General features: G+C 61.7%; 24 protein-coding genes. 19 read left to right on the plus strand and 5 right to left on the minus strand.

The window, feature by feature from the left end; translation table 11 throughout:
• Positions 1-70 precede the first annotated feature (70 nt).
• Together AC07P1_RS24635 and AC07P1_RS24640 are read right to left on the minus strand one after the other, a co-directional pair.
• Entirely contained in the window at positions 71-1267 is a 1197-nt protein-coding gene (locus tag AC07P1_RS24635) for an ABC transporter permease (protein ID WP_494698316.1), read from the minus strand.
• A gap of 3 nt (positions 1268-1270) precedes the next feature.
• Positions 1271-2050: an ABC transporter ATP-binding protein gene (locus AC07P1_RS24640; RefSeq protein ID WP_494698317.1), complete on the minus strand. Its 780-nt coding sequence runs from the start codon at positions 2048-2050 to the stop codon at positions 1271-1273.
• 121 nt (positions 2051-2171) lie between these two features.
• Here AC07P1_RS24640 and AC07P1_RS24645 point away from each other — a divergent pair, with 121 nt between their 5' ends.
• Positions 2172-2606 carry a hypothetical protein gene (locus AC07P1_RS24645; protein WP_363503391.1) on the plus strand — a complete coding sequence of 145 codons (435 nt, stop codon included), beginning with the start codon at positions 2172-2174 and terminating at the stop codon, positions 2604-2606.
• A 43-nt stretch (positions 2607-2649) separates the two neighbouring features.
• Positions 2650-3291, plus strand: a complete 642-nt coding sequence (gene coq7, locus AC07P1_RS24650) for a 2-polyprenyl-3-methyl-6-methoxy-1,4-benzoquinone monooxygenase (protein WP_494698318.1) — start codon at positions 2650-2652, stop codon at positions 3289-3291.
• Between the two features lie 164 nt (positions 3292-3455).
• Here coq7 and AC07P1_RS24655 read toward each other — a convergent pair whose 3' ends face one another.
• The gene (locus AC07P1_RS24655; protein ID WP_315212385.1) at positions 3456-3881 is read right to left on the minus strand and encodes an OsmC family protein; all 426 of its coding nucleotides are present in this window, start codon (positions 3879-3881) and stop codon (positions 3456-3458) included.
• A gap of 143 nt (positions 3882-4024) precedes the next feature.
• On the opposite strand from AC07P1_RS24655, the gene AC07P1_RS24660 reads away from it, so the two are divergent.
• The 5 genes from AC07P1_RS24660 (at position 4025) to erpA (ending at position 8948) form a co-directional block, all read left to right on the plus strand.
• Positions 4025-6229 carry an NHL repeat-containing protein gene (locus tag AC07P1_RS24660; protein ID WP_494698319.1) on the plus strand — a complete coding sequence of 735 codons (2205 nt, stop codon included), beginning with the start codon at positions 4025-4027 and terminating at the stop codon, positions 6227-6229.
• A gap of 129 nt (positions 6230-6358) precedes the next feature.
• Positions 6359-6787 carry a 50S ribosomal protein L13 gene (gene rplM, locus AC07P1_RS24665; RefSeq protein ID WP_056157909.1) on the plus strand — a complete coding sequence of 143 codons (429 nt, stop codon included), beginning with the start codon at positions 6359-6361 and terminating at the stop codon, positions 6785-6787.
• Between the two features lie 9 nt (positions 6788-6796).
• The gene (gene rpsI / locus AC07P1_RS24670; protein ID WP_008445137.1) at positions 6797-7189 is read left to right on the plus strand and encodes a 30S ribosomal protein S9; all 393 of its coding nucleotides are present in this window, start codon (positions 6797-6799) and stop codon (positions 7187-7189) included.
• A 247-nt stretch (positions 7190-7436) separates the two neighbouring features.
• On the plus strand, positions 7437-8474 hold the full coding sequence (argC, locus tag AC07P1_RS24675; protein ID WP_315212383.1) for an N-acetyl-gamma-glutamyl-phosphate reductase: 1038 nt from the start codon (positions 7437-7439) through the stop codon (positions 8472-8474).
• A gap of 108 nt (positions 8475-8582) precedes the next feature.
• Entirely contained in the window at positions 8583-8948 is a 366-nt protein-coding gene (gene erpA / locus AC07P1_RS24680; RefSeq protein WP_090316908.1) for an iron-sulfur cluster insertion protein ErpA, read from the plus strand.
• A 179-nt stretch (positions 8949-9127) separates the two neighbouring features.
• Here the strand turns inward: erpA and AC07P1_RS24685 are convergent, their stop codons facing one another.
• Positions 9128-10225 carry an anhydro-N-acetylmuramic acid kinase gene (locus tag AC07P1_RS24685; protein ID WP_494698320.1) on the minus strand — a complete coding sequence of 366 codons (1098 nt, stop codon included), beginning with the start codon at positions 10223-10225 and terminating at the stop codon, positions 9128-9130.
• Positions 10226-10384: 159 nt separating this feature from the next.
• On the minus strand, positions 10385-11767 hold the full coding sequence (locus tag AC07P1_RS24690; RefSeq protein WP_494698321.1) for a M23 family metallopeptidase: 1383 nt from the start codon (positions 11765-11767) through the stop codon (positions 10385-10387).
• Between the two features lie 157 nt (positions 11768-11924).
• On the opposite strand from AC07P1_RS24690, the gene tyrS reads away from it, so the two are divergent.
• The 12 genes from tyrS to AC07P1_RS24750 all read left to right on the plus strand — a co-directional run bounded on the left by tyrS (position 11925) and on the right by AC07P1_RS24750 (position 21844).
• Positions 11925-13178 carry a tyrosine--tRNA ligase gene (tyrS, locus tag AC07P1_RS24695; RefSeq protein ID WP_494698322.1) on the plus strand — a complete coding sequence of 418 codons (1254 nt, stop codon included), beginning with the start codon at positions 11925-11927 and terminating at the stop codon, positions 13176-13178.
• On the plus strand, positions 13175-13621 hold the full coding sequence (dtd, locus tag AC07P1_RS24700) for a D-aminoacyl-tRNA deacylase (protein ID WP_494698323.1): 447 nt from the start codon (positions 13175-13177) through the stop codon (positions 13619-13621). The genes tyrS and dtd overlap by 4 nt, the downstream gene beginning before the upstream one ends.
• A gap of 21 nt (positions 13622-13642) precedes the next feature.
• Positions 13643-14314 (plus strand): YbhB/YbcL family Raf kinase inhibitor-like protein, encoded by a 672-nt coding sequence (locus AC07P1_RS24705; protein WP_494698324.1) that lies wholly within the window; start codon positions 13643-13645, stop codon positions 14312-14314.
• Positions 14311-14961: a histidine phosphatase family protein gene (locus tag AC07P1_RS24710; RefSeq protein ID WP_494698325.1), complete on the plus strand. Its 651-nt coding sequence runs from the start codon at positions 14311-14313 to the stop codon at positions 14959-14961. Before AC07P1_RS24705 ends, AC07P1_RS24710 begins: the two co-directional genes overlap by 4 nt.
• Before the next feature lie 113 nt (positions 14962-15074).
• Entirely contained in the window at positions 15075-16106 is a 1032-nt protein-coding gene (dusB, locus tag AC07P1_RS24715; protein WP_494698326.1) for a tRNA dihydrouridine synthase DusB, read from the plus strand.
• Between the two features lie 107 nt (positions 16107-16213).
• The gene (locus tag AC07P1_RS24720) at positions 16214-16447 is read left to right on the plus strand and encodes a helix-turn-helix domain-containing protein (protein ID WP_008445162.1); all 234 of its coding nucleotides are present in this window, start codon (positions 16214-16216) and stop codon (positions 16445-16447) included.
• Between the two features lie 84 nt (positions 16448-16531).
• On the plus strand, positions 16532-18118 hold the full coding sequence (gene purH / locus AC07P1_RS24725) for a bifunctional phosphoribosylaminoimidazolecarboxamide formyltransferase/IMP cyclohydrolase (protein WP_494698327.1): 1587 nt from the start codon (positions 16532-16534) through the stop codon (positions 18116-18118).
• 87 nt (positions 18119-18205) lie between these two features.
• Positions 18206-18766, plus strand: a complete 561-nt coding sequence (gene ruvC, locus AC07P1_RS24730; protein ID WP_494698328.1) for a crossover junction endodeoxyribonuclease RuvC — start codon at positions 18206-18208, stop codon at positions 18764-18766.
• Positions 18767-18794: 28 nt separating this feature from the next.
• Positions 18795-19373, plus strand: a complete 579-nt coding sequence (ruvA, locus tag AC07P1_RS24735) for a Holliday junction branch migration protein RuvA (protein WP_471704208.1) — start codon at positions 18795-18797, stop codon at positions 19371-19373.
• Between the two features lie 68 nt (positions 19374-19441).
• The gene (locus tag AC07P1_RS24740; protein ID WP_494698329.1) at positions 19442-20149 is read left to right on the plus strand and encodes a phosphoribosyltransferase; all 708 of its coding nucleotides are present in this window, start codon (positions 19442-19444) and stop codon (positions 20147-20149) included.
• 175 nt (positions 20150-20324) lie between these two features.
• Complete coding sequence (gene ruvB / locus AC07P1_RS24745) at positions 20325-21380, plus strand: Holliday junction branch migration DNA helicase RuvB (protein WP_209725130.1); 1056 nt, start codon at positions 20325-20327, stop codon at positions 21378-21380.
• Entirely contained in the window at positions 21380-21844 is a 465-nt protein-coding gene (locus tag AC07P1_RS24750) for a YaiI/YqxD family protein (RefSeq protein WP_494698330.1), read from the plus strand. The genes ruvB and AC07P1_RS24750 overlap by 1 nt, the downstream gene beginning before the upstream one ends.
• Positions 21845-21958: the final 114 nt, after the last annotated feature.

A 21958-nucleotide genomic window follows, 5' to 3' on the forward strand; every position in this document is an offset into this window, starting at 1 on the left:
CCTACCAGAACGCCGTCCGTGACCACTTGCTTGAATAGACAACTTGACGAATTCAATACCATTCTCGGCATCAATTTCTGAACAGCACCGCCTCGCGGTTGAACCACCAGCGGCATAGCGCGAGCAGGGCGCCGGCGGTTACCGTGGTCGACAGCATGATCACCGACAGCATGCTGTAGTCCATGGTGCCTTTGACCAGTTCTTTCATCGCCAGGGAAACATTGGTTAGCGGCACCATGGCCCATTTCCAGTTCATTTCCACGCCGGGCAGCAGCGCGGCCAGGGTGGGCAGGATGGTGACGATCATCAACGGCGAGATCAGGCCGGAAGCCTCCTTGTAGCTCTTCGCATACACCGAGATCGACAGCAGGATGGCGGCGAACATGGCCGCCGTCGGCACCAGCATCAGCGCCACCATGGCCAGGTCGAACAGGCCGATCGAGCGCGCCATCTGCGCCACGTCGCCGCTCATCAGCGACTCGCCGAAGATCAGCAGCCCGCCCAGGCTGGCGATCATCAACAGCGCCGACGTCAGGCCGACGGTGAACAGCATCAGGAATTTCGCCAGCACGATGCTGGTGCGCGAGACCGGCGCCAGCAACAGGGTTTCCAGGGTGCCGCGTTCCTTTTCGCCGGCGCCGGTGTCGATGGCCGGATACATCGCCGACACCAGGCACACCATCAACAGGATGTAGGGCACCAGGCCGCCGATCATGGCGCCGGTTTGCTCGCGCTTGTTGGCGGTCGAGCGGTCCTCCAGCTTGATCGGATCGAGCGCGAAGCGCAGCTGGTCCTTGTTCAGGTTGAGGGCTGACAGTGCCTGCTCGCGCACCGCGTTGTTGTGGTTGCCCAGCACCGCAGTCACGCGCTTGCGCGTCATGTCGATCGCCGAGGCGCTGTTGTAGTGCAGCTCGATCACGCCCTGCTGGTGCCGCGCCAGGGTGCTTTCCAGGTCGGGCGGGATCACCAGCGCGAACTTGATGCGGTCGTCGCCGATGGCCGCCTTGATCTCGCCGGGACCGGACAGCACGACCTCGCGCAAGCCTTTCTCCTCGGCGAAGCGGGCCGCCAGTTGCGGCGCGTGGTCCTTGCCGAAGATGGCGTAGGTCATCTGCGCCTGGCTGGCCTGCTTGAACATCGTGGTCGACAGCATGCCGAAGCCGGTGAAGATCAGCGGCATCGCGATGACCGGCACGAAGACGGTGAAGAAGAACGTCTTGCGGTCGCGTATTAGTTCCAGCAATTCCTTCAGATAGATGGTCCACATGGCTCAGTCCCCCCGGTTGATGACGCCGACGAACGCGTCGTATAGATCGGCGCTGCCGCCCAGGTGGCGCAGGGCGTCGACGCTGCCGTGGAAAGCGGTCTTGCCGTGGTTAATGATGCAGACCCGGTCGCACAGTTTTTCCACCTCGTGCAGGTGGTGGGTGGAAAAGATCAGCGGCACCCGCAGCGCCTTGTAGCTGGCGATGAAGTCGAGCAAGACCTTGGCGGCCATCACGTCGAGGCCGGTAGTGGGTTCATCGAGGATGACGATCTTCGGCTCGTGCACAACGGTGCGGGCGATCGAACATTTCTGCTTCATGCCGGTGGAGAGCTGGTCGGCGCGCTTGTTGCCGTACTCGTGCATTTGCAGCAGGTCGAACAGCTCGTCGCAGCGTCGCTTCAGGTGCTCGGCCCGCATGCCATGCAGACGGCCGAAGTATTCGACGTTCTCGCGCGCGGTCAGGCGGCCGTACAGGCCGGTGCTGCCGGACAGGAAGCCGATGTGCTGGCGCGCCACGAGCGGATTGTGCAGCAGATCGACGCCGTTGGCGTGGATGCTGCCGGCGTCGGGCTTGAGCGCGGTCGACAACAGGCGCAGGGTGGTGGTTTTGCCGGCGCCGTTGGGGCCGAGCAGGCCCAGCACCTCGCCGGGCGCGCAACTGAAGCTGACGTCGCGCACGGCATGGAACCAGCCGTCGTGATCGCGCGGATCGAGCGCGGGAGCTGCCTTGCCGGTGCGCGAGGGCAAACGGAAGCGTTTGGCCAAGCCTTTTACCTCGATCATTTCGCTGCCCTTTGCTGTTCTTTTATTAAAGATTTCAAGAATAGCATGTAAAAATTCTGGCTTGCAAGCAAGTATGGCGGCAAATGTCTTGTTATAGTGATGATATGGAGAACGGCGGAATATGAATGCTCAACTGCAGGAAAAAATACTCGCGGTGACCCACTGCGGCGTCGATCGCACCGAGTGCACGGGCTTCTTCCGCGTGGCCCTTGGTCTGTATTACCTGGCCGGCCTGATGACCAAGGAAACGCTGGATTTCAAGGTGTTGGACCGCGATTTCAACCGTTTCATTTACCACACGATCGGCAAGGGCCACAGCATCACCAGCATCCTGCAATACATGAGCGGAGAGAAAGTGGTGCGGGTGGTCGAGTCCAAGCGCTTCCTCAAAGCCTTTTCCGAACATTGCACCGATGTGCCGGTCGAGAACATCCCCTTCCTGCTCGGGTTGAACCTTGGCGTGGCCAAGGATATCTCGAAGATCGACGTGCGCGGCCCCGTGGCCGATTATATCGAGCGCCAGCGGCAGCTGCGCGAAGAGACGGACGCAAACTAAAACGCGCCTCTATAATGGTGGTTTTGACGAACCACGAACCGCCATGGCCGCCTTCCACCACACTCCATTGGACCGTTTTATTGCTGATGCCGACAAGGCGCTGCGCGTGATCGCCGGCGTCGCCTCGGCGTCGCGACCGACGCCGGGCCTGCATGCCGACGACGGCCAGCTGAGCGAGGCGGAACAGCGCCACAGCGCAGGCCTGATGCGGGTCAACCACGTGGGCGAGGTCTGCGCGCAGGCGCTGTACAACTCGCAGGGCCGCTTCGCCAAGACGGCGGAAATGCGCGCCCAGTTCGAGCAGGCGGGCAGGGAAGAGGAAGACCATCTGGCGTGGACCGCGCAGCGGCTGACCGAGCTGGGCTCGCATACCAGCGTGTTGAATCCGTTGTTCTATGCCGGCGCGTACGCGCTCGGCACGGTGGCGGCGGTATTGGGCGACGCCCGCAGCCTGGGTTTTGTGGTCGAGACCGAGCGCCAGGTGGAGGCGCACCTGGCCAGCCATCTGGACAAGTTGCCGCCGCAGGACGCCAAGTCGCGCGCGATCGTCGAGCAGATGCGTATCGACGAGATCGAACACGGCGCCGCCGCGCAAGCGCTGGGCGCCGCGCAAACGCCGGCGCCGGTGCAGGCCGTGATGTCGGTGATGGGCAAGATCATGACCACCACCGCGTATTACATCTGACTCATCCGACGGCCGCTAAATGAATGGCCACGGAGATGAATGACCGCGGATACACGTAGGGCGGATTAGCGCAGCGTAATCCGCCATGCGTGCGTCGTCGAGACGCATGCATGGCCGATTACGGCGTTCCGCCTAATCCGCCCTACGTGGAACAGCGACGGACCTTATTCCACCTCAACGATCTCGAACGAATGCGTGATCTCGGCCATCTTGCCCAGCATGATCGACGCCGAGCAATACTTGTCATGCGACAGAGAAATCGCGCGCTCCACCGCCTCCGGCTTCAAGCCCTTGCCGGTCACGACAAAGTGGAAATTAATCTTGGTGAACACCTTAGGGTCCACGTCCGCGCGATCCGCCTTCAGGGTGCACTCGCAGCCGCGGATATCCGCGCGGCCCTTCTTCAGAATCAGCACCACGTCATATGCCGTGCAGCCGCCGGTGCCGAGCAGCACCATTTCCATCGGACGCGGCGCCAGGTTGTGACCGCCGCCCTCGGGCGCGCCGTCCATGTTGACCAGATGACCGGAGCCGGTCTGGGCCAAAAAACTCATGCCCGACGGGCCGTTCCAGCTGACTTTGCATTCCATCATTCTCTCCGTTAAAAATCGTTGTCCGTATTGTAAAGGAGTCCGGTGCCGAGTGGCTTGCATGAAGTTTTTTCGCTTGGACATCCACCCAAGCCGCTTGATAATTTAATGCGCTTTGTTTGACTAAAATCAAGGAGCATTTGATGAGCCAAGCTATTGAGTACCTTTGTTCATATGGTGATCTGACCAAGCCGGGCAGCACGGCCGTCGGCGAACTGGCCGATGATTTCACGCTCAATTCCCCGGTCGGCGTGCACGCGGACAGCTACGGCCGGCTGTGGGTGTGCGACACCGGCAACAGCCGCCTGCTGGTGTTCTCTCCCGACCTGTCCACCCTGCTGCACGTGATCGAGGGTCCCGGCGAGGCCACGCCGCAGGCGCCGCGCCTGCTGATGCCTTTCCATGTGTGTCCGCATCCGACGGACAAGCTGATGTATTGCACCGACATGGGCCACGGCAGGGTGGCCGCCTTCGGCTACGACGAGCACGAGGTGTGGTTCAGCTTTGCGTTCGGCGAGGGCCAGGGTGAGGGCGACTATCTGCCGCTGTCCGACCCCAACGGCATCACCACCGTGCGCGAACGCGACGGCGTCGACTACCTCTACGTTTGCGACGAGTTCTTCCATACCAAGGACGACCTGGCCAGCCGCTGTGTCAAGTTCACCCTGGAGGGCAACTTCGTCAGCCAGTTCCGCCGTGTCGCCTGCCCGGACGCCGAACATGGCGGCGGCCACGAGCTGCTGTGGCCGCAAGGTATCGCCAGCGATTCCAGGGGCAATATTTACCTTGCCAACACCGGCCACTACGAAGTGCTCAAGATCAGCACCGACTGGCCCATCGTCGACGAATGCGTGCAGGCGCCGCACGATACGGTGATGCTGCACCAGCACGGCAAACCGACCGGCATCGGCAAGTTCAATGTGATGCGCTCGGTGTGTGTGATCGGCGACCGCGTGTTCGTGCCGGGCCACATCGAGAACGCCATTGCCGTCTATAACCTCGAGGGCGAACTGGTCACCATCGTCAACGGTCTGCAGCCATTGTGGAACCACCGCATGGAGCCGGTGCATTCGATGTCGGACCTGGTCTACGGCGTGCTGGAGGACGTCGTCTTCGTCGGCCCCTATCAAGTGTGCGCGGCCACCGAGCCGGACGTGTATTACGTCAGCGAACCGTTTGCGTCGAGCATCATCAAGGTGCGCATCCCGCGCATGACGGGCGAGGAGGAGGCGCTGCTGATCGCGTCGGTAGGCCATCGGCGCGACGATCAGGACCGTCTGCGCAAGACTTCGCAGTTCAACTGCATGACGGCGGTGCTCGGCATCGATCCGGACCGCCGCGCGCCGCCGCAGGAGGTCGCCGGCGGCAGCTGGATCGACCAGTGGGCCACGGCCACCACGCGCGTCTACCAATATTGGTACGACCAGTTCCGCACGCATTCGGGCATCGATCCGCTGGCGCGCATCGGGCGCGGTTCGCTGAATATCGACTCCGGCAACTGGTGCATGAAAACCTTTAATACCGACAGCGACCCCTACCACCAGATGCAGGACATGATGCGCGGCTTCTTCGTACCCGGCGACCTGGCGATGGATGTCTATTATCCGCACACGCCGCCGCTGGGGCAGATTTGCCCGGGCACGCCGATCATCTTCGTCACCAACTTCAATATGTGCACGGTGTCGATGTATCAGTTCAGCCCGTCTGGCTTCCTGATCAACTACGGCGTGCCGTTCGGACGCGAGGGCATCGGCGGCGACGGCACCCTGAAGGCGCCGCAGGGCATCGCCGTCAACGGCCGGGGCGAGATCTATATCGCCGACTCGCTCAACAACCGCATCTCGATGTGGCAGATCCAGCCGACCGGTTACGTGGTGTTCCGCAAGAACTTCCGCTGGCACGCGGACGAGGATTTCACCCCGTGCGACATCGCCATCGACGCCAACGACCGCTTGTTCGTCTGCGACCAGTTCAACAACTGCCTGCGCGTGTTCGACCGCGAGGGCGGGAGCTTGTGGAGCTACGGCTACCTCGGCTATTGCGACGACGTCGATGTCGATTATGAAAAGTTCATGTTGCCGGCCAGCGTATGCATCGACGGCGACCGGCTGATGGTCAACGACCTGGTCAACCGGGCACTGAAGGTGTTCCGCATCGGCGAGGACACGCTGACCTACGAGACCGGCATTTCCGTGTTCAAGAAGTATCCGGACGCGGGCGGCGTGTGGATGCCGTACTTCATCCACGCCGCCAAGGGCCGGCTGTACGTCCCGGACACGACTTTCAATGTGGTCAATGTTTTCCGCTACGGCGAGCCGCAGCTGGCGGAAGACCAACTGGCGGCTTGACTCGGCTGGTGGTTCCCGCTTATACTTATCGGCTTTCCGTTCGCTCAGGAAAGTAAATAAGAAGGCCGAGTCCGCTGAAGCAATGGCGGAACCACCATTTGAGCGTGTTTTACTATTTAGGAAGTCAACATGAAAACTTTTTCCGCTAAGGGCCATGAAGTCCAGCGCGATTGGTTCGTGATTGACGCGACGGACAAAGTCCTCGGACGTGTTGCCAGCGAAGTGGCACTCCGACTGCGCGGCAAACACAAGCCAGAATTTACTCCTCACGTCGATACCGGCGATTTCATCGTCATCATCAACGCAGGCAAACTGCGCGTGACCGGCACCAAAGCCACCGAGAAGACCTACTACCGTCACTCGGGCTACCCAGGCGGCATCTACGAGACCAACTTCCTGAAAATGCAACAGCGTTTCCCAGGCCGTGCTCTGGAAAAAGCAGTCAAGGGTATGTTGCCGAAGGGCCCACTGGGCTACGCAATGATCAAGAAGCTGAAAGTGTACGCTGAAGGTTCGCACCCGCACGCTGCCCAGCAACCTAAAGCACTCGAAATCTAAGGAACTGACATGATCGGTAACTACAATTACGGCACCGGCCGTCGCAAGAGTGCAGTAGCTCGTGTGTTTATCAAAGTTGGCACTGGCCAAATCATCGTTAACGGCAAGCCAGCGGCTGAGTACTTCTCCCGCGAAACCGGCCTGATGGTTATTCGTCAACCACTGGAACTGACCGGCAACGTCGAGCGTTTTGACATCAAAGTCAACGTGCACGGCGGCGGCGAGTCCGGCCAGGCAGGTGCTGTGCGTCACGGCATCACCCGCGCCCTGATCGACTACGATGCAGCGCTGAAGGGCGATCTGGCACGCGCCGGCTTCGTTACCCGCGATGCACGTGAAGTTGAACGTAAAAAAGTTGGTCTGCGCAAAGCACGTCGCGCAAAGCAATTCTCGAAGCGTTAATTTGTACGCTATGGCGCGCCGCTTGCGGCGTGCTGTCGAAAAAGCCGCCGGCCTTGTGCCGGGCGGCTTTTTTGCTATGGGGTGCGGTCATACGCCGGTAGCGCATGCCTGATAAAATGACCCTCCAGATATGGTGGCGCGGCCACGTCGGCGTCATCGGCGGCTCATATATGGCCGATTACGGCGTTCCGCCTAATCCGCCCTACGTGTTTCCGTGGTTTTTTAATACTTCATTCAAGGAACGAACATGATCAAAGTTGGCATCGTCGGCGGCACCGGTTACACCGGAGTGGAACTGCTGCGACTGTTGGCCGTCCACCCCGATGTGCAGCTGACGGCCATCACGTCGCGCAAGGAGGATGGCTTGCCGGTTGCCGATATGTTCCCTTCGCTGCGCGGGCGCGTGGACATCGCGTTCTCGTCGCCGGACAAGGCCGACCTCAAGCAGTGCGACGTGGTGTTCTTCGCCACCCCGCACGGCGTGGCCATGGCGCAGGCGCCGGAGTTGCTGGCGGCCGGCGTCAAGGTCATCGACCTGGCGGCCGATTTCCGCATCAAGGACAAGGCCGTCTTTGAAAAATGGTACAAGATCGAACATACCTGCCCGGATCTGCTGGAAGAAGCCGCCTACGGCCTGGCCGAACTGAACCGCGACGCCATCAAGGGCGCGCGCCTGGTCGCCAATCCGGGTTGCTATCCGACCACGATGCAGCTGGGCTACTACCCGCTGCTCAAGGCCGGCGTGATCGACGCCGGTTCGTTGATCGCCGACTGCAAGTCCGGCGTTTCCGGCGCCGGTCGCAAGGCCGAGATCGGCACGCTGTTCTCCGAGTCGAGCGATAACTTCAAGGCCTATGGCGTGTCGGGTCACCGCCACACCCCGGAAACCGTGGCTCAGCTGCAAAAGTTCGCCGGCGACAAGGTTGGCCTGGTGTTTACGCCGCATCTGGTGCCGATGATACGCGGCATGCATTCGACGCTGTACGGCCGCCTCACCAAGGAAGTGAGCAACGAGGAACTGCAGGCATTGTTCGAAGAGCAATACAAGGACTCGCCGTTCGTCGATGTCATGCCGTTCGGCTCGCATCCCGAGACCCGTTCGACGCGCGGCGCCAACGTGCTGCGCCTGGCGTTGCATCGTCCGGACAATGGCAACACCGTCATCGTGCTGGTGGTGCAGGACAACCTGGTCAAGGGCGCGTCCGGCCAGGCGGTGCAGTGTATGAACCTGATGTTCGGGCTGGAAGAATCGACCGGACTGACGCAGATCGCGTTGCTGCCGTAACATCGGGCATTGATATTTGGCACAAGATCCCCCATTTTCGAGGGGTCTGGAGCATAAACAACGCCAAGGGTCTATAATGACCTAAATGTTTTCACGTAGGAGTCTGAAATGAATGCTGTAGCCGAATCACTAGTAGATGTAATCCCGTCGCCGATCATCTTCACCGATAGCGCGGCCGAAAAGGTCGCCCAGCTGATCGAGGAAGAGGGTAATCCCGACCTGAAACTGCGTGTGTTCGTGCAGGGTGGCGGCTGTTCCGGCTTCCAGTACGGCTTCACGTTCGACGAAATCGTCAACGAAGACGACACCACGATGGTCAAGAACGGCGTCCAGCTGTTGATCGACTCGATGAGCTACCAGTACCTGGTGGGCGCCGAGATCGATTACAAGGACGACCTGGAAGGCGCGCAATTCGTCATCAAGAACCCGACCGCGACGTCGACTTGCGGCTGCGGCTCCTCGTTCTCGGTATAAATCGGTTCTAGCTGTACAACGCGGCGGACAACTTCGGTTGTCCGCCGTTGTCGTTTACAGCGCTTGCCAATACCAATTTAAACCCCGGGGTCAGTGCCGACATTCGGACACGACCTCATCCTGGCCGACGGCGATACGCTTGAGTCCGTGTCCGAATGTCGGCACTGACCCCCGAGAGGTTAGCGGGGATAGAGGGCGCCGAGTACGCGCTCGCCCTTGGCGCCGGTGACGCTCGGCAGATTGCCGGCCAGGCGTTCGCTGAAGCGGTAACCCAGCCACGCGAACGCCAACGCCTCCACCCGGTTCGGCGCCACGCCCAACGCCTGCGTCGATGCCACTAGTACGTTATTGCCCAGCGCGGCGCCCAGTTCGCTCATCAGCACGCTGTTGTAGGCGCCGCCACCGCAGACATACACCGCGTCCGCGCCGCCGCCATAAGCCTGTATGGCCCGCGCCAGCGAGACCGCCGTTAGCTTGGTCAGCGTGAATTGCACATCCTCCGGCGCGGCGTCGCCGTACACGGCCAGCCGCGTGTCGAGCCACTCCAGGTGGAACAGGTCGCGACCGGTGCTTTTCGGCGCCGGCAGCGCGAAATAGGGCTCGTGCAGCAATTCCTGCAGCAACTCGGGGATTTCCTTGCCGCTGGCCGCCCAGGCGCCGTCGGCGTCGTATTCCTTGTCCAGGTGGCGGCCGATCCACGCGTCCATCAGCACATTGCCGGGGCCGGTGTCGAAGCCGATCACGCCGCCTTCGCCGTCGAGTACGCTGATGTTGGAGATGCCGCCGATGTTGGCCACCACGCGCGCTTGGCCGGGCTTGCCGAACAGCGCCTGGTGGAAGGCCGGCACCAGCGGCGCGCCCTGGCCTCCGGCGGCGATGTCGCGGCTGCGGAAGTCGGCGATGACGTCGATGCCGCACAGCTCGGCCAGCAGGGCGGGGTTGTTGGTCTGGCGCGTGAAACCCAGTTCGGGACGGTGGCGGATGGTCTGGCCGTGGACGGCGACGGCGCGCACCGTGTCGGCCTTGCGGCCGGCCTCGTCCAGCAGCTGTGCGACGCACTGGGCGTAGAATTCCGCCAGTTGATTGGCGGCCAGCGCCTCGCGCTCGATCTCGTTGTCGCCGGCCGCTTGCAGCGCCATCAACTCGGTGCGCAACGATGGAGGAAACGCGATGTAGGCGGCGGCCAGGGTGTCGACGGCGTCGCCGGAGAAATCGGCGAGGGCACCGTCCACGCCGTCCAGGCTGGTGCCGGACATCAAACCGATATAGTGGGTCATTGTTGTTTCCTCAAGCTGAAAAAGCTATTTTGCCTGAGCTTGCGTGTGCTGTCGCACGGAACAAGCGTGCTGGGCGGAGCATTATGGCTACAGAGCAAAAGAAACAGACGAAAAAAAACAGGCCGATGCGGCGGCCTGTTTGGTATTAAGCGTTGCGGTTTATTTCGCCGCGACGCGGGTGCCGGTCGAGCCACCCGGTTGCAGCAGCGCGAAGCGGTGCGACATGTCCGACGCGTAGACCTTGAAGCGCGACAGTTCGGCCGCCGTCAGCGGCGCCTGGGCTTGCACGTTCATCTTGCTCGGGTCCTTGGCCTCGCCGCCGACACGGAACTCGTAGTGCAAGTGCGCGCCGGTCGACCAGCCGGTGCTGCCGACATAGCCGATCACGTCTCCCTGGCTGACTTTGCTGCCTTTTTTGATGCCCGGCGCAAAGCGGCTCATGTGCGCGTAAGCGGTCGAGTAATTGTTCCAGTGCTTGATCGTGACGAAATTGCCGTAGCCATTCTGGGTGCCGGCGAAATCGATGACGCCGTCGCCGGAGGCGCGGATCGGCGTGCCGGTCGGGGCAGGGAAGTCGATGCCCTTGTGGGCTTTCCACTGGCCGGACACCGGATGCACGCGCATCGAGAAGCCCGACGAAATCCGCGAGAATTCCACCGGCGACTTCAGGAAGGCCTTTTTCAGCGCCTTGCCGTCGAAGCTGTAATAGCCGCCGCCCTGCTTGGTCTGCGGGTCTTCAAACCACACCGACTGGTACGTCGTGCCACGGTTGGTGAATTCGCCAGCCAGGATGCGGCCCGCGCGAACAAATTCCCCATCCTGCCAGAACGTCTCGTACACCACGTTGAAATGGTCGCCGCGCTTCAGGTCGCCCCGGAAGTCGATGCTGGTCGAGAACATCTCGACGATTTGCTTGACGATCGCGTCCGGCAGCTTGGTGCCGTCCTCGTTCGAATCGGTCGCTGCGAACAGGGTCGAGGTGATGGTGCGGGCATGCATCTCGACACGGCGTTCCAGCTTGGCCGGCTCTTCTTCCGCGACAAAGCGGTCGTTTTTGCGGGAAATCTTGATGTTTTTGACAGGGATGTCCTTGCCGTCGACCACGACCGCGCGCAGCCATTGCAGATTGCCTTCGTCGTCGGTCTGCGCCTGGACGCGTTTACCCGTCTTCAGCTGCATGACGCCTTTGGCGACCTTGTCTTTTTTGATGAAGGTTTCGGCGGCGTCGTCTTCCACACCCAGACGCGTCAGCAGCGTGGCGAGCGTGTCGCCGGCGCGGATGCGTTCTTCGTGGACGAAGTGCTCGTTGGAGGATTGTTGCTCAAGTGCGTTGATCTGTGGCGTAAGATCCGGCATCGTGACCGTTTCTTGCACGGATTTAACCGGCAGATCGGCTGGATCCGGGGCGAGCGGCGCGACGCCGGCCGCACCGAACGCACATACTGTGAGGAACAGTGCCGAGGCGCTGACAATGCGCGCTTTGCGCGTTGAAGCCATCAGACTGTACAAGCGTGAGCTCGTGAATTTATGTATTTGGTTCATGCAATCAGTTAAAATTTGCCGCTTGAACTATTCAGGAACCTTTTATTTCTTCTAATTATTGTCGGGTTTCGTTTTCGTACGGCAAGATTGATGGATCGAGGATTATAACAAACTCCTGAGGCTGACTACCTTTTTTTGAAAAAAACTCCCAAAATATATGACTACCCCTTCTTCCACACCGCCGCCCGCCTCGAAAGCACTGCCCCTGACCGACCGTGTACTAGAGGCGCTCGCGATCACCAAACGGGGTGTCGACGAGTTGCTGATTGAAAGCGAGTTCGCCCAAAAGCTGGCGCGCTCCGAGCAAAGCGGCGTGCCGCTGCGCATCAAACTGGGCCTGGACCCGACCGCGCCGGATTTGCACCTCGGCCACACCGTCGTGCTGAACAAGATGCGTCAGTTGCAAGATCTGGGCCATCAAGTCATTTTCCTCATCGGCGACTTCACCTCCATGATCGGCGACCCGTCGGGCCGCAACATGACGCGTCCGCCGCTGACCAAGGAGCAGGTCGAGCAAAACGCCATGACCTATTTCAAGCAGGCGTCGCTGGTGCTCGATCCGTCGAAGACGGAAATCCGCTACAACTCCGAGTGGTGCGATCCGCTGGGCGCGCGCGGGTTGATCAAGCTGGCCTCGCATTACACCGTGGCCCGCATGATGGAGCGTGACGATTTCAGCAAGCGCTTCAAGGGTGGGACACCGATTGCGGTCCATGAGTTCCTTTATCCTTTGATGCAGGGCTACGATTCGGTCGCTTTGAAGTCCGACCTCGAGCTGGGTGGAACAGACCAGAAATTCAACTTGCTGGTCGGCCGCGAGCTGCAGAAGGACTACGACCAGGAACCGCAGTGCATTTTGACCATGCCGCTGCTGGAAGGTTTGGACGGCGTCGACAAGATGTCCAAGTCGAAGAACAACTATATCGGCATCACCGAGCCCGGGAACACCATGTTCGCCAAGATCATGAGCATTTCCGACGTGATGATGTGGAAATACTATGAGCTGCTGTCGTTCCGCTCGATCGCCGATGTCGCCGCGCTCAAGGCCGCCATCGACGGCGGCGCCAATCCGCGCGACGCCAAAGTGGCGCTGGCGCAGGAGATCGTCGCCCGCTTCCACTCGCAGGCGGCGGCCGACGAGGCGCTCAACGACTTCGTCAACCGCTCCAAGGGCGGCATTCCGGACGACGTGCCGGAAGTGGCGCTGGGCGGCGCGCCGGTCGGCATCCCGCAATTGCTGAAGATGGCCGGCCTGTGCCCGTCCACCTCGGAGGCGATGCGCATGATCGACCAGGGCGGCGTGCGCCTCGACGGCGCCGTCATCAGCGACAAGGCCGTCAAGATCGAGGCCGGCACCTTCGTGCTGCAAGTGGGCAAGCGCAAGTTCGCCCGCGTGACCCTGTCCGCATGATCGCGCTGCTGCAACGGGTCAGCGACGCGAAAGTGGTGGTCGATGGCGCCACCATCGGCGTCATCGGGGCCGGCTTGATGGTGCTGGTGTGCGCCGAGCGCAACGACACCGAGAAGGACGCCGACGCGCTGCTGACCAAAATGCTGGGCTACCGCGTGTTTTCGGACGACGCCGGCAAGATGAACCGCAGTGTGGCGGACGTGGCCGGCGGCCTGCTGCTGGTACCGCAGTTCACCTTGGCGGCCGACACCAAGTCCGGCACGCGTCCTTCGTTCACGCCGGCGGCCGTGCCGGCCGACGGCTTACGCCTGTTCACTTATTTTGTCGAGCAGGCGCGGTTGCGGCACACGGTGGTGCAAACGGGCCAGTTTGGTGCGGACATGAAAGTCACTCTCACCAACGACGGACCCGTAACGTTTTGGCTGCAAACCAACTCTAAATAAAGAACAGTGGGGAGACCAAAGATGAAACTGTCGAGTGAGAGCTTTCGCGACGGCACGGCGATTCCAGCCGCCTGCGCCTTTGCCGCGATGGGCGCGGACGGCCAGGTGACGCTGTCCGCCAACCGCAATCCCCAACTGAGCTGGAGCGACGTGCCGGCCGGCACCGAATCGCTGGTATTGCTGTGCATCGACGGCGATGTGCCGCAGGATGCCACCGACGTCAACCGCCCCGGCGTCACCTTGCCGGCGAGTATGCCGCGCGACGATTTTTTCCACTGGAGCTTGATCGATATCCCGGTCCGCCTGCATCGGCTCGCCGAGGGCGCGGTGTCGGATGGCGTGGTGGCGCGCGGCAAAACCGGTCCCGAACTGGGCCTGGACGGCGCGGCCCTGCGGCAGGGCGTCAACGATTACACCCGGTGGTTTTCCACCGACCCGGCGATGGCCGGCGACTATTACGGGTATGATGGCCCCTGTCCGCCGTGGAACGATGAGCGCGTCCATCATTATATATTTCGCATGTATGCGCTCGATGTGCCGCGTCTGGCATTGGAAGGGCGCTTTACTTGTGTCGACGTGCTCAACGCCATCCACGGCCATATCGTCGATGAGGCGCAACTGATCGGCACGTATACTTTGAATCCGGCCCTGGCCGCCGAACCGGCCCGCAAGCCAAGAAAAAAGACCGCATGAACAACACCAATATTTTGCTGATCCGCCACGGCGAGACGGCCTGGAACGCCGTGCGCCGCCTGCAAGGCCATATCGACATCCCGCTCAACGCCGAAGGCGAACGCCAGGCCGGCGCGCTGGCCCAGGCGTTGGCCGCCGAGTCGGTCGACGTGATTATTTCCAGCGACCTGCAACGCGCCCGCCAAACGGCCCAGGCCGTGGCCGACCAGTACGACGGCGCCAACGTGCATACCGACGCCAACTTGCGCGAACGCTGCTATGGCGTCTTCGAAGGCATGTTGTACACCGAGGTCGAGCAGCAATATCCGGCCGACTTCGCGCTGTGGCAGGCGCGCGATATCGACGCGGTGATGCCGCCCGGCGAGCGGGTGGCCGAGAGTTTCCGCCAGTTCTACGCGCGCGCCACCTCGGCCATCCGCGAGTGGGCCGAGCGTCATCCGGGCAAAACCATCGCCGTCGTCGCCCATGGCGGCGTGCTGGAATGCGCCTACCGCGAGGCGGTCGGCATGCAGCTCGACAGCCCACGCGACTTCCAGGTCAAGAACGCCAGCATCAACCGCTTTACGTTTTCTGACGGTAAGTTAGCGCTAACTAGCTGGGGCGAGGTGGAGCACCTGAGTCTGGCCGCGATGGACGATGTGATCTGATCGTTCATAACGTTCAGGCTGCACATTTGCAGTTTTCATAAAAAATAGTGCTTATTATTTGAGCACCCCTTCGGTTAAAATAGAAGGTTCCTCCTTCCCATCAGGTATCGCCAGTGCAAATCGGCCCTCATTTACTGCGCAACAACGTTTTCGTCGCTCCCATGGCAGGAGTGACGGATCGGCCTTTCCGTCAGCTGTGCAAACAGCTGGGGGCGGGGTATGCGGTATCCGAGATGGCGGCGTCCAATCCGCGCCTGTGGGCGACCGAAAAGAGCTCGCGCCGCACCGACCACACCGGCGAAATGGAGCCGAAGGCGGTGCAGATCGCCGGCGCCGATCCCAAGGACCTGGCCGATTGCGCCCGCTTCAACGTCGAGCGCGGCGCCCAGATCATCGATATCAATATGGGTTGCCCGGTCAAGAAGGTGTGCAACAGCTGGTGCGGTTCGGCCTTGTTGCAGAACGAGGCGCTGGTCAGGGAGATCGTCGAAGCCGTGGTCGGCGCGGTCGACGTGCCGGTCACCTTGAAGTTCCGCACCGGCTGGAACCGCGAAAACAAGAACGCGCTGAAGATCGCGCGCATCGCCGAGGACGCCGGCATCGCCATGCTGACCTTGCACGGCCGCACGCGCGCCGACGGCTACACCGGCGACGCCGAGTACGACATGATCGCGGCGGTCAAGCAGTCCGTGGCGATACCCGTGGTGGCCAACGGCGATATCACGACGCCGGAAAAAGCCAAGTTCGTGCTCGATTACACCGGCGCCGATGCCGTCATGATCGGCCGCGCGGCGCAGGGACGGCCGTGGATCTTCCGCGAGATCGAGCATTTCCTGCGCACCGGCACCCATCTGCCGTCGCCGTACGTCGACGAGGTGCGCGCGCTGATGGACGAACACTTGCGCGCCCACTACGCGTTTTACGGCGAATACCTGGGCGTGCGCACCGCGCGCAAACATATCGGCTGGTATGTGCGCGACCTCGCGGGCGGCGAGGATTTCCGCCAGAAGATGAATCTGCTGGAGTCCACCGACGAGCAGTTGCTTGCCGTCGACCAGTTTTTCGAATCCCAGTGGACTTACGGCGAGCGGTTACAATACCGCCTCCCGGAATTGTTGCAAGACGATAAATTACAAGCCGCATAACCAAGCTAGAGCACTAAAAAAAGTTATATCAGAAGGGTAAGCGCCAGGATCATGAGTCCAGGAATGATTTACCAGCGTCAACAGATTATTTAGCGAACGACATCAAAATGAGCAAAGAAAGTATCCAGGAAGTAGTCCAGAAGAGCCTTGAAGATTACTTCAACGACCTGGGCGAGCAGCAGGCATCGAATATCTACGATATGGTCGTGCTGACCGTGGAAAAACCGATACTGGAAGTGGTCATGACGCGCGCCGACGGCAACCAGTCGCACGCGGCGCAGATGCTGGGCATCAACCGCAACACCCTGCGCAAGAAACTGCAAGAACACGGCCTGCTGTAAACAGCGGCGATCTTTCCGGCATCGGCGGCTGGGAACGGCCGCCGGGCCGCAATCAGACATCAACCCACCTAGCCTTTCACAGCCATGATTAAACAAGCTCTCATCTCCGTCTCCGACAAAACCGGTGTGCTGGACTTCGCCCGCGCGCTGTCCACCATGGGCGTCAAGATCCTGTCGACCGGCGGCACCGCCAAACTGCTGGCCGACAACGGCGTGGCCGTGACCGAGGTCGCCGACTACACCGGCTTCCCGGAGATGCTCGATGGCCGCGTCAAGACGCTGCATCCGAAAATACACGGCGGCATCCTGGCGCGCCGCGATTTCCCGGAGCACGTGGCCAAGCTGGAAGAGCACGCCATTCCGACCATCGACATGGTGGTGGTCAACCTGTACCCGTTCCAGGCCACCGTCGCCAAGGAAGATTGCTCGCTGGACGACGCCATCGAGAACATCGACATCGGCGGTCCGGCCATGCTGCGCTCGGCGGCCAAGAACCACAAGGACGTGGTCGTCATCTGCGATCCGTCGGACTACGGCGTGGTGCTGGCGGAAATGAAGACCACCGACAATTCGCCCGGCTATGTCAGCTACGACACCCGTTTCAAGCTGGCCACCAAGGTCTACGCGCACACCGCGCAGTACGACGGCGCGATCGCCAACTACCTGACCAGCCTGGGTGCCGACCGCCAGCACGCCAGCCGCAACGCCTATCCGACCACCTTGAACGTGGCGTTTGAAAAAGTACAGGACATGCGCTACGGCGAGAACCCGCACCAGTCGGCCGCGTTCTACCGCGACGTCGCCGCCACCGACGGCGCGCTGGCCAACTACCGCCAGCTGCAGGGCAAGGAACTGTCGTTCAACAACATCGCCGACGCCGATGCCGCGTGGGAATGCGTCAAGAGCATGGGCAGCTTCCAGCAAAGCGCCGCCTGCGTCATCGTCAAGCACGCCAATCCGTGCGGCGTGGCGCTGGGCACCGACGCCGCCGACGCCTACAAGCGCGCGCTGCAGACCGATCCGACCTCGGCCTTCGGCGGCATCATCGCCTTCAACGTCGAGATCGACGCGGCCGCCGCCACCGAGCTGGCCAAGCTGTTCGTCGAGGTGCTGATCGCGCCGTCGTACTCGGCGGAAGCGAAGCAGATCCTGTCGGCCAAGCAGAACGTGCGCTTGCTGGAGATCCCATTGGGCAACGGCGTCAACGCGATGGACTTCAAGCGCGTCGGCGGCGGTTTGCTGGTGCAGTCGGCCGATGCGAAAAACGTGCTGTTGACGGACCTGAAAGTGGTCAGCAAGCTGCAGCCGACGCCGCAGCAGTTGCAGGACATGATGTTCGCCTGGCGCGTGGCCAAGTATGTGAAGTCGAACGCCATCGTCTTCTGCGGCAATAACATGACCCTGGGCGTGGGCGCCGGCCAGATGAGCCGTATCGACTCGGCCCGCATCGCCTCGATCAAGGCGCAAAACGCCGGCCTGTCGCTGACCGGTTCGGTCGTGGCGTCGGACGCGTTCTTCCCGTTCCGCGACGGTCTGGACGTGGTGGTCGACGCCGGCGCGACCTGCGTGATCCACCCGGGCGGCTCGATGCGCGACCAGGAAGTGATCGACGCGGCCAACGAGCGCGGCGTCGTTATGGTTTACACCGGCATTCGCCATTTCCGCCATTGATTTTTAAAACCGTCGGCATTGCGCCGTCGCGAACATAAAAGCGCCCGCAACCTTGCGGGCGCTTTCTTTACTGCATACAATCCATCAATGATAATTCTCGGCATCGACCCCGGCTTGCGCACGACCGGCTTTGGCGTTATTCGCAAGCAGGGCGCGAAGCTGTACTACGTCGCCTCGGGCACCATCAAAAGCGGCGAGGGCAACCTGCCGACGCGCTTGAAGGTGATCCTCGATGGCGTGGCCGAGGTCGCCCGCATCTACCAGCCCGAATGCGCGGCCATCGAGCAGGTGTTCGTCAACGTCAATCCGCAATCGACCTTGCTGCTGGGGCAGGCGCGCGGCGCGGCCATCTGCGCGCTGGTGTCGGCCGAGCTCAGCGTGGCGGAATATTCGCCGACACAGGTCAAGCAGGCCGTGGTCGGCACCGGCCGCGCGGTCAAGGCGCAGGTGCAGGACATGGTGGCGCGGTTGCTGTCGCTGCCCGGCCTGCCCGGCACCGACGCCGCCGACGCGCTCGGCATCGCCATCTGCCACGCCCACAGCCGCGAAACCTTGACCCTGATCGCCGGCGCGGGCAAGGGCACCAGCACCGCCAAGAGCGGCCCGCTGGCCGGCCTGCGCATGAAGAACGGCCGCCTGGTCGGCTAACTCCCCTAATTAAGAAGGCTACAACACGATGATCGGTCGTCTCTCCGGTATTCTGCTTGAAAAAAATCCGCCGCAACTGCTGGTCGAGTGCGCCGGTGTCGGCTACGAGGTCGATGTGCCGATGAGCACCTTCTACAACCTGCCGCACGTTGGCGAAAAGGTGGTGCTGTTCACGCACCAGGCGATCCGCGAGGACGCGCACTTGCTGTTCGGCTTCGGCAACGCCGAGGAGCGCGCCGTGTTCCGCCAGCTGATCAAGATCACCGGTGTCGGCGCGCGCACCGCGCTGTCGATTTTGTCGGGCATGTCGATCTCCGACCTGGCGCAGGCTGTGACGTTGCAGGAGTCCGGACGCCTGATCAAGGTGCCCGGCATCGGTAAGAAGACCGCCGAGCGCCTGTTGCTGGAGCTGAAGGGCAAGCTGGGCGCGGACATCGGCGCCGGCGGCGGCCATGCGGTGCCCGATTCGCAGTCGGACATCCTCAACGCGCTGCTGGCGCTGGGCTACTCCGACAAGGAGGCGCTGCTGGCGCTCAAGACCGTGCCGGCCGGCAGCGGCGTGTCTGACGGCATCAAGCAGGCATTGAAGGCGCTGTCCAAAGGCTGACACGCCTCAAACGAAGCGCCGGTGCCGCGGCCTATGCTTGAAGGTCGAGCAAAGCGGAGGTGCCGATCATGGAACAAGCAACACGCTTTCCCTGGAGTCATTTTCCCGCCGTTTTTATTCACGCGGCCGAGAGCTTCGTTAAGACCCATCATGCGTATGCCGCAGCCAAGGCGGGGGATGGTTTCGCTGCGATGGAACTGGTTAGCGATGCGGTCTCGATTAAAACTTTGGAGCAGCTCTGGAAGCGGTTTAACGACTTGGCGCCGATATTGGTCAGCGCACATGCGCAGGAGGCGTCTGGCATCAACGCCATACCTCGGGCACTGGCGTGGCTGATCTCGGATGTTCTTGATTGGCCACGGGAGCGTAGAATATTTCAAGCGAACAAAGTCAGTCACACTGGCGCAACTGGCTATGAACGGCTTCAACGACAGGTGCTCTTCGCAGGTCCGATCGTAATTGGCCTAAACTACCTAATGGTCGATGACTTTATCGGCCAAGGCGGAACGCTTGCCAATTTACGAGGTCATATCCTCGCGCAGAAAGGGTGCGTCATCGGCGCAACGGTTTTAACCGGTAAGGACTATTCGGCGGAGCTAGCCCTAACGAGCGCACAATTGTCAGAGCTAAGGAGGAAACATGGACACATTGAATACTGGTGGCGACAACGGTTCGGGTTCGGGTTCGAATGCCTCACCGCGTCAGAAGCCCGATATCTCAGCCAAACTGCTTCAGCTGAAAGAATCATTGAGGGTCTGGAAGCAGTTGATAGCTGAAGGCAAGGTAGAATCGCTTGTGGTCAAAATAGATACGCCGCCCGAACTAGCGAATGTTCCGTATCGCATGTTGACTGAGCGGGAACAGCGGCAACTGCGGATCACCAAAAGACAAATAGACAACTATTATCAACGTGTTTTCAAACCAAGATTTAAATAGGCAACCAGCAACTGAATGAGCATCCAGACCGACAGCTTCACCGAACAGCGCATCATCGACGCGGCGCCGTCGTCGCCCAACGAAGAGGCGATCGAGCGCGCGCTGCGCCCCAAGCATCTCGATGAATATGTCGGGCAGGCCAAGATCCGCGACCAGTTGGAGATCTTCATCGCCGCCGCGCGCAACCGCAAGGAGGCGCTCGACCACACGTTGCTGTTCGGCCCGCCGGGCCTGGGCAAGACCACGCTGGCCAACATCATCGCGCGCGAGATGGGCGTCAACCTGCGCCAGACCTCCGGCCCGGTGCTCGAGCGTCCCGGCGACCTGGCCGCCATCCTGACCAACCTGGAAGCGAACGACGTGCTGTTCATCGACGAGATCCACCGCCTGTCGCCGGTGGTCGAGGAGATCCTGTACCCGGCGCTGGAGGACTACCAGATCGACATCATGATCGGCGAAGGGCCGGCCGCGCGCTCGGTCAAGCTCGACCTGCAACCGTTCACCCTGGTCGGCGCCACCACCCGCGCCGGCATGCTGACCAATCCGCTGCGCGACCGCTTCGGCATCGTCGCCCGCCTCGAGTTCTACAACACCGAGGAACTGACCAAGATCGTCACCCGCAGCGCCGCGCTGCTCAAGGCCAACATCGCCCCGGACGGCGCCGTCGAGATCGCCCGCCGCGCGCGCGGCACGCCGCGCATCGCCAACCGCCTGCTGCGCCGCGTGCGCGACTATGCCGAGGTCAAGGCCAACGGCGACATCACCAAGACCGTGGCCGACGCCGCGCTGGTCATGCTCGACGTCGACACCGTCGGCTTCGACGTCATGGACCGCAAGCTGCTCGAGGCGGTGCTGTACAAGTTCGGCGGCGGCCCGGTCGGCATCGGCAACCTGGCGGCGGCCATCGGCGAGGCGGCCGACACCATCGAGGACGTGCTCGAACCCTACCTGATCCAGCAAGGGTTCCTGCAGCGCACGCCGCGCGGGCGGGTCGCCACGCCGGCCGCGTACAAGCACTTCGGCGTCACGCCGCCGCGCACCAATCCCAACGGCGAACTGTGGGACCTGTGATGCAGATCTGGGTCGACGCCGACGCCTGTCCCGCCGTCATCAAGGACATCCTGTACCGCGTGGCCGAGCGCATGCAAATGCAGGTGACCCTGGTGGCCAACCAACTGCTGCGCGTGCCGCCGTCGCGCTTTGTCCGCTCGGTGCAGGTGCCGTCCGGCGCCGACGTGGCCGACCAGGAGATCGTGCGGCTGCTGGCGCCGGGCGACCTGGTCGTCACCGGCGACATCCCGCTGGCGTCGGACGTGTTGAAGAAGGGCGGCTACGCGCTCAATCCGCGCGGCGAGTTCTACACCAACGACAACATCGCGCAGATGCTCAGCATGCGCGCCTTCATGGATGAATTGCGCGGCAGCGGCGTCGATACCGGCGGCCCGGCCGCCTTCAACCAGGGCGACCGCCAGAGTTTCGCCAACAGCCTCGACCGGCACCTGCGCAAATACGCGACGCCGCCGGCGTCTGCATAAAGGGGCAATAATAGTCGCCCACCAAATATAGAATATAATCAATTGAAATTCCATTTTGGCATCAATTTGTGCCGATTTGAAATTCGATACCTATAAAAATATTTGGGAAGACTG

The sequence above is a fragment of the Duganella sp. GW821-FHT07F09 genome (genome assembly GCF_059418705.1).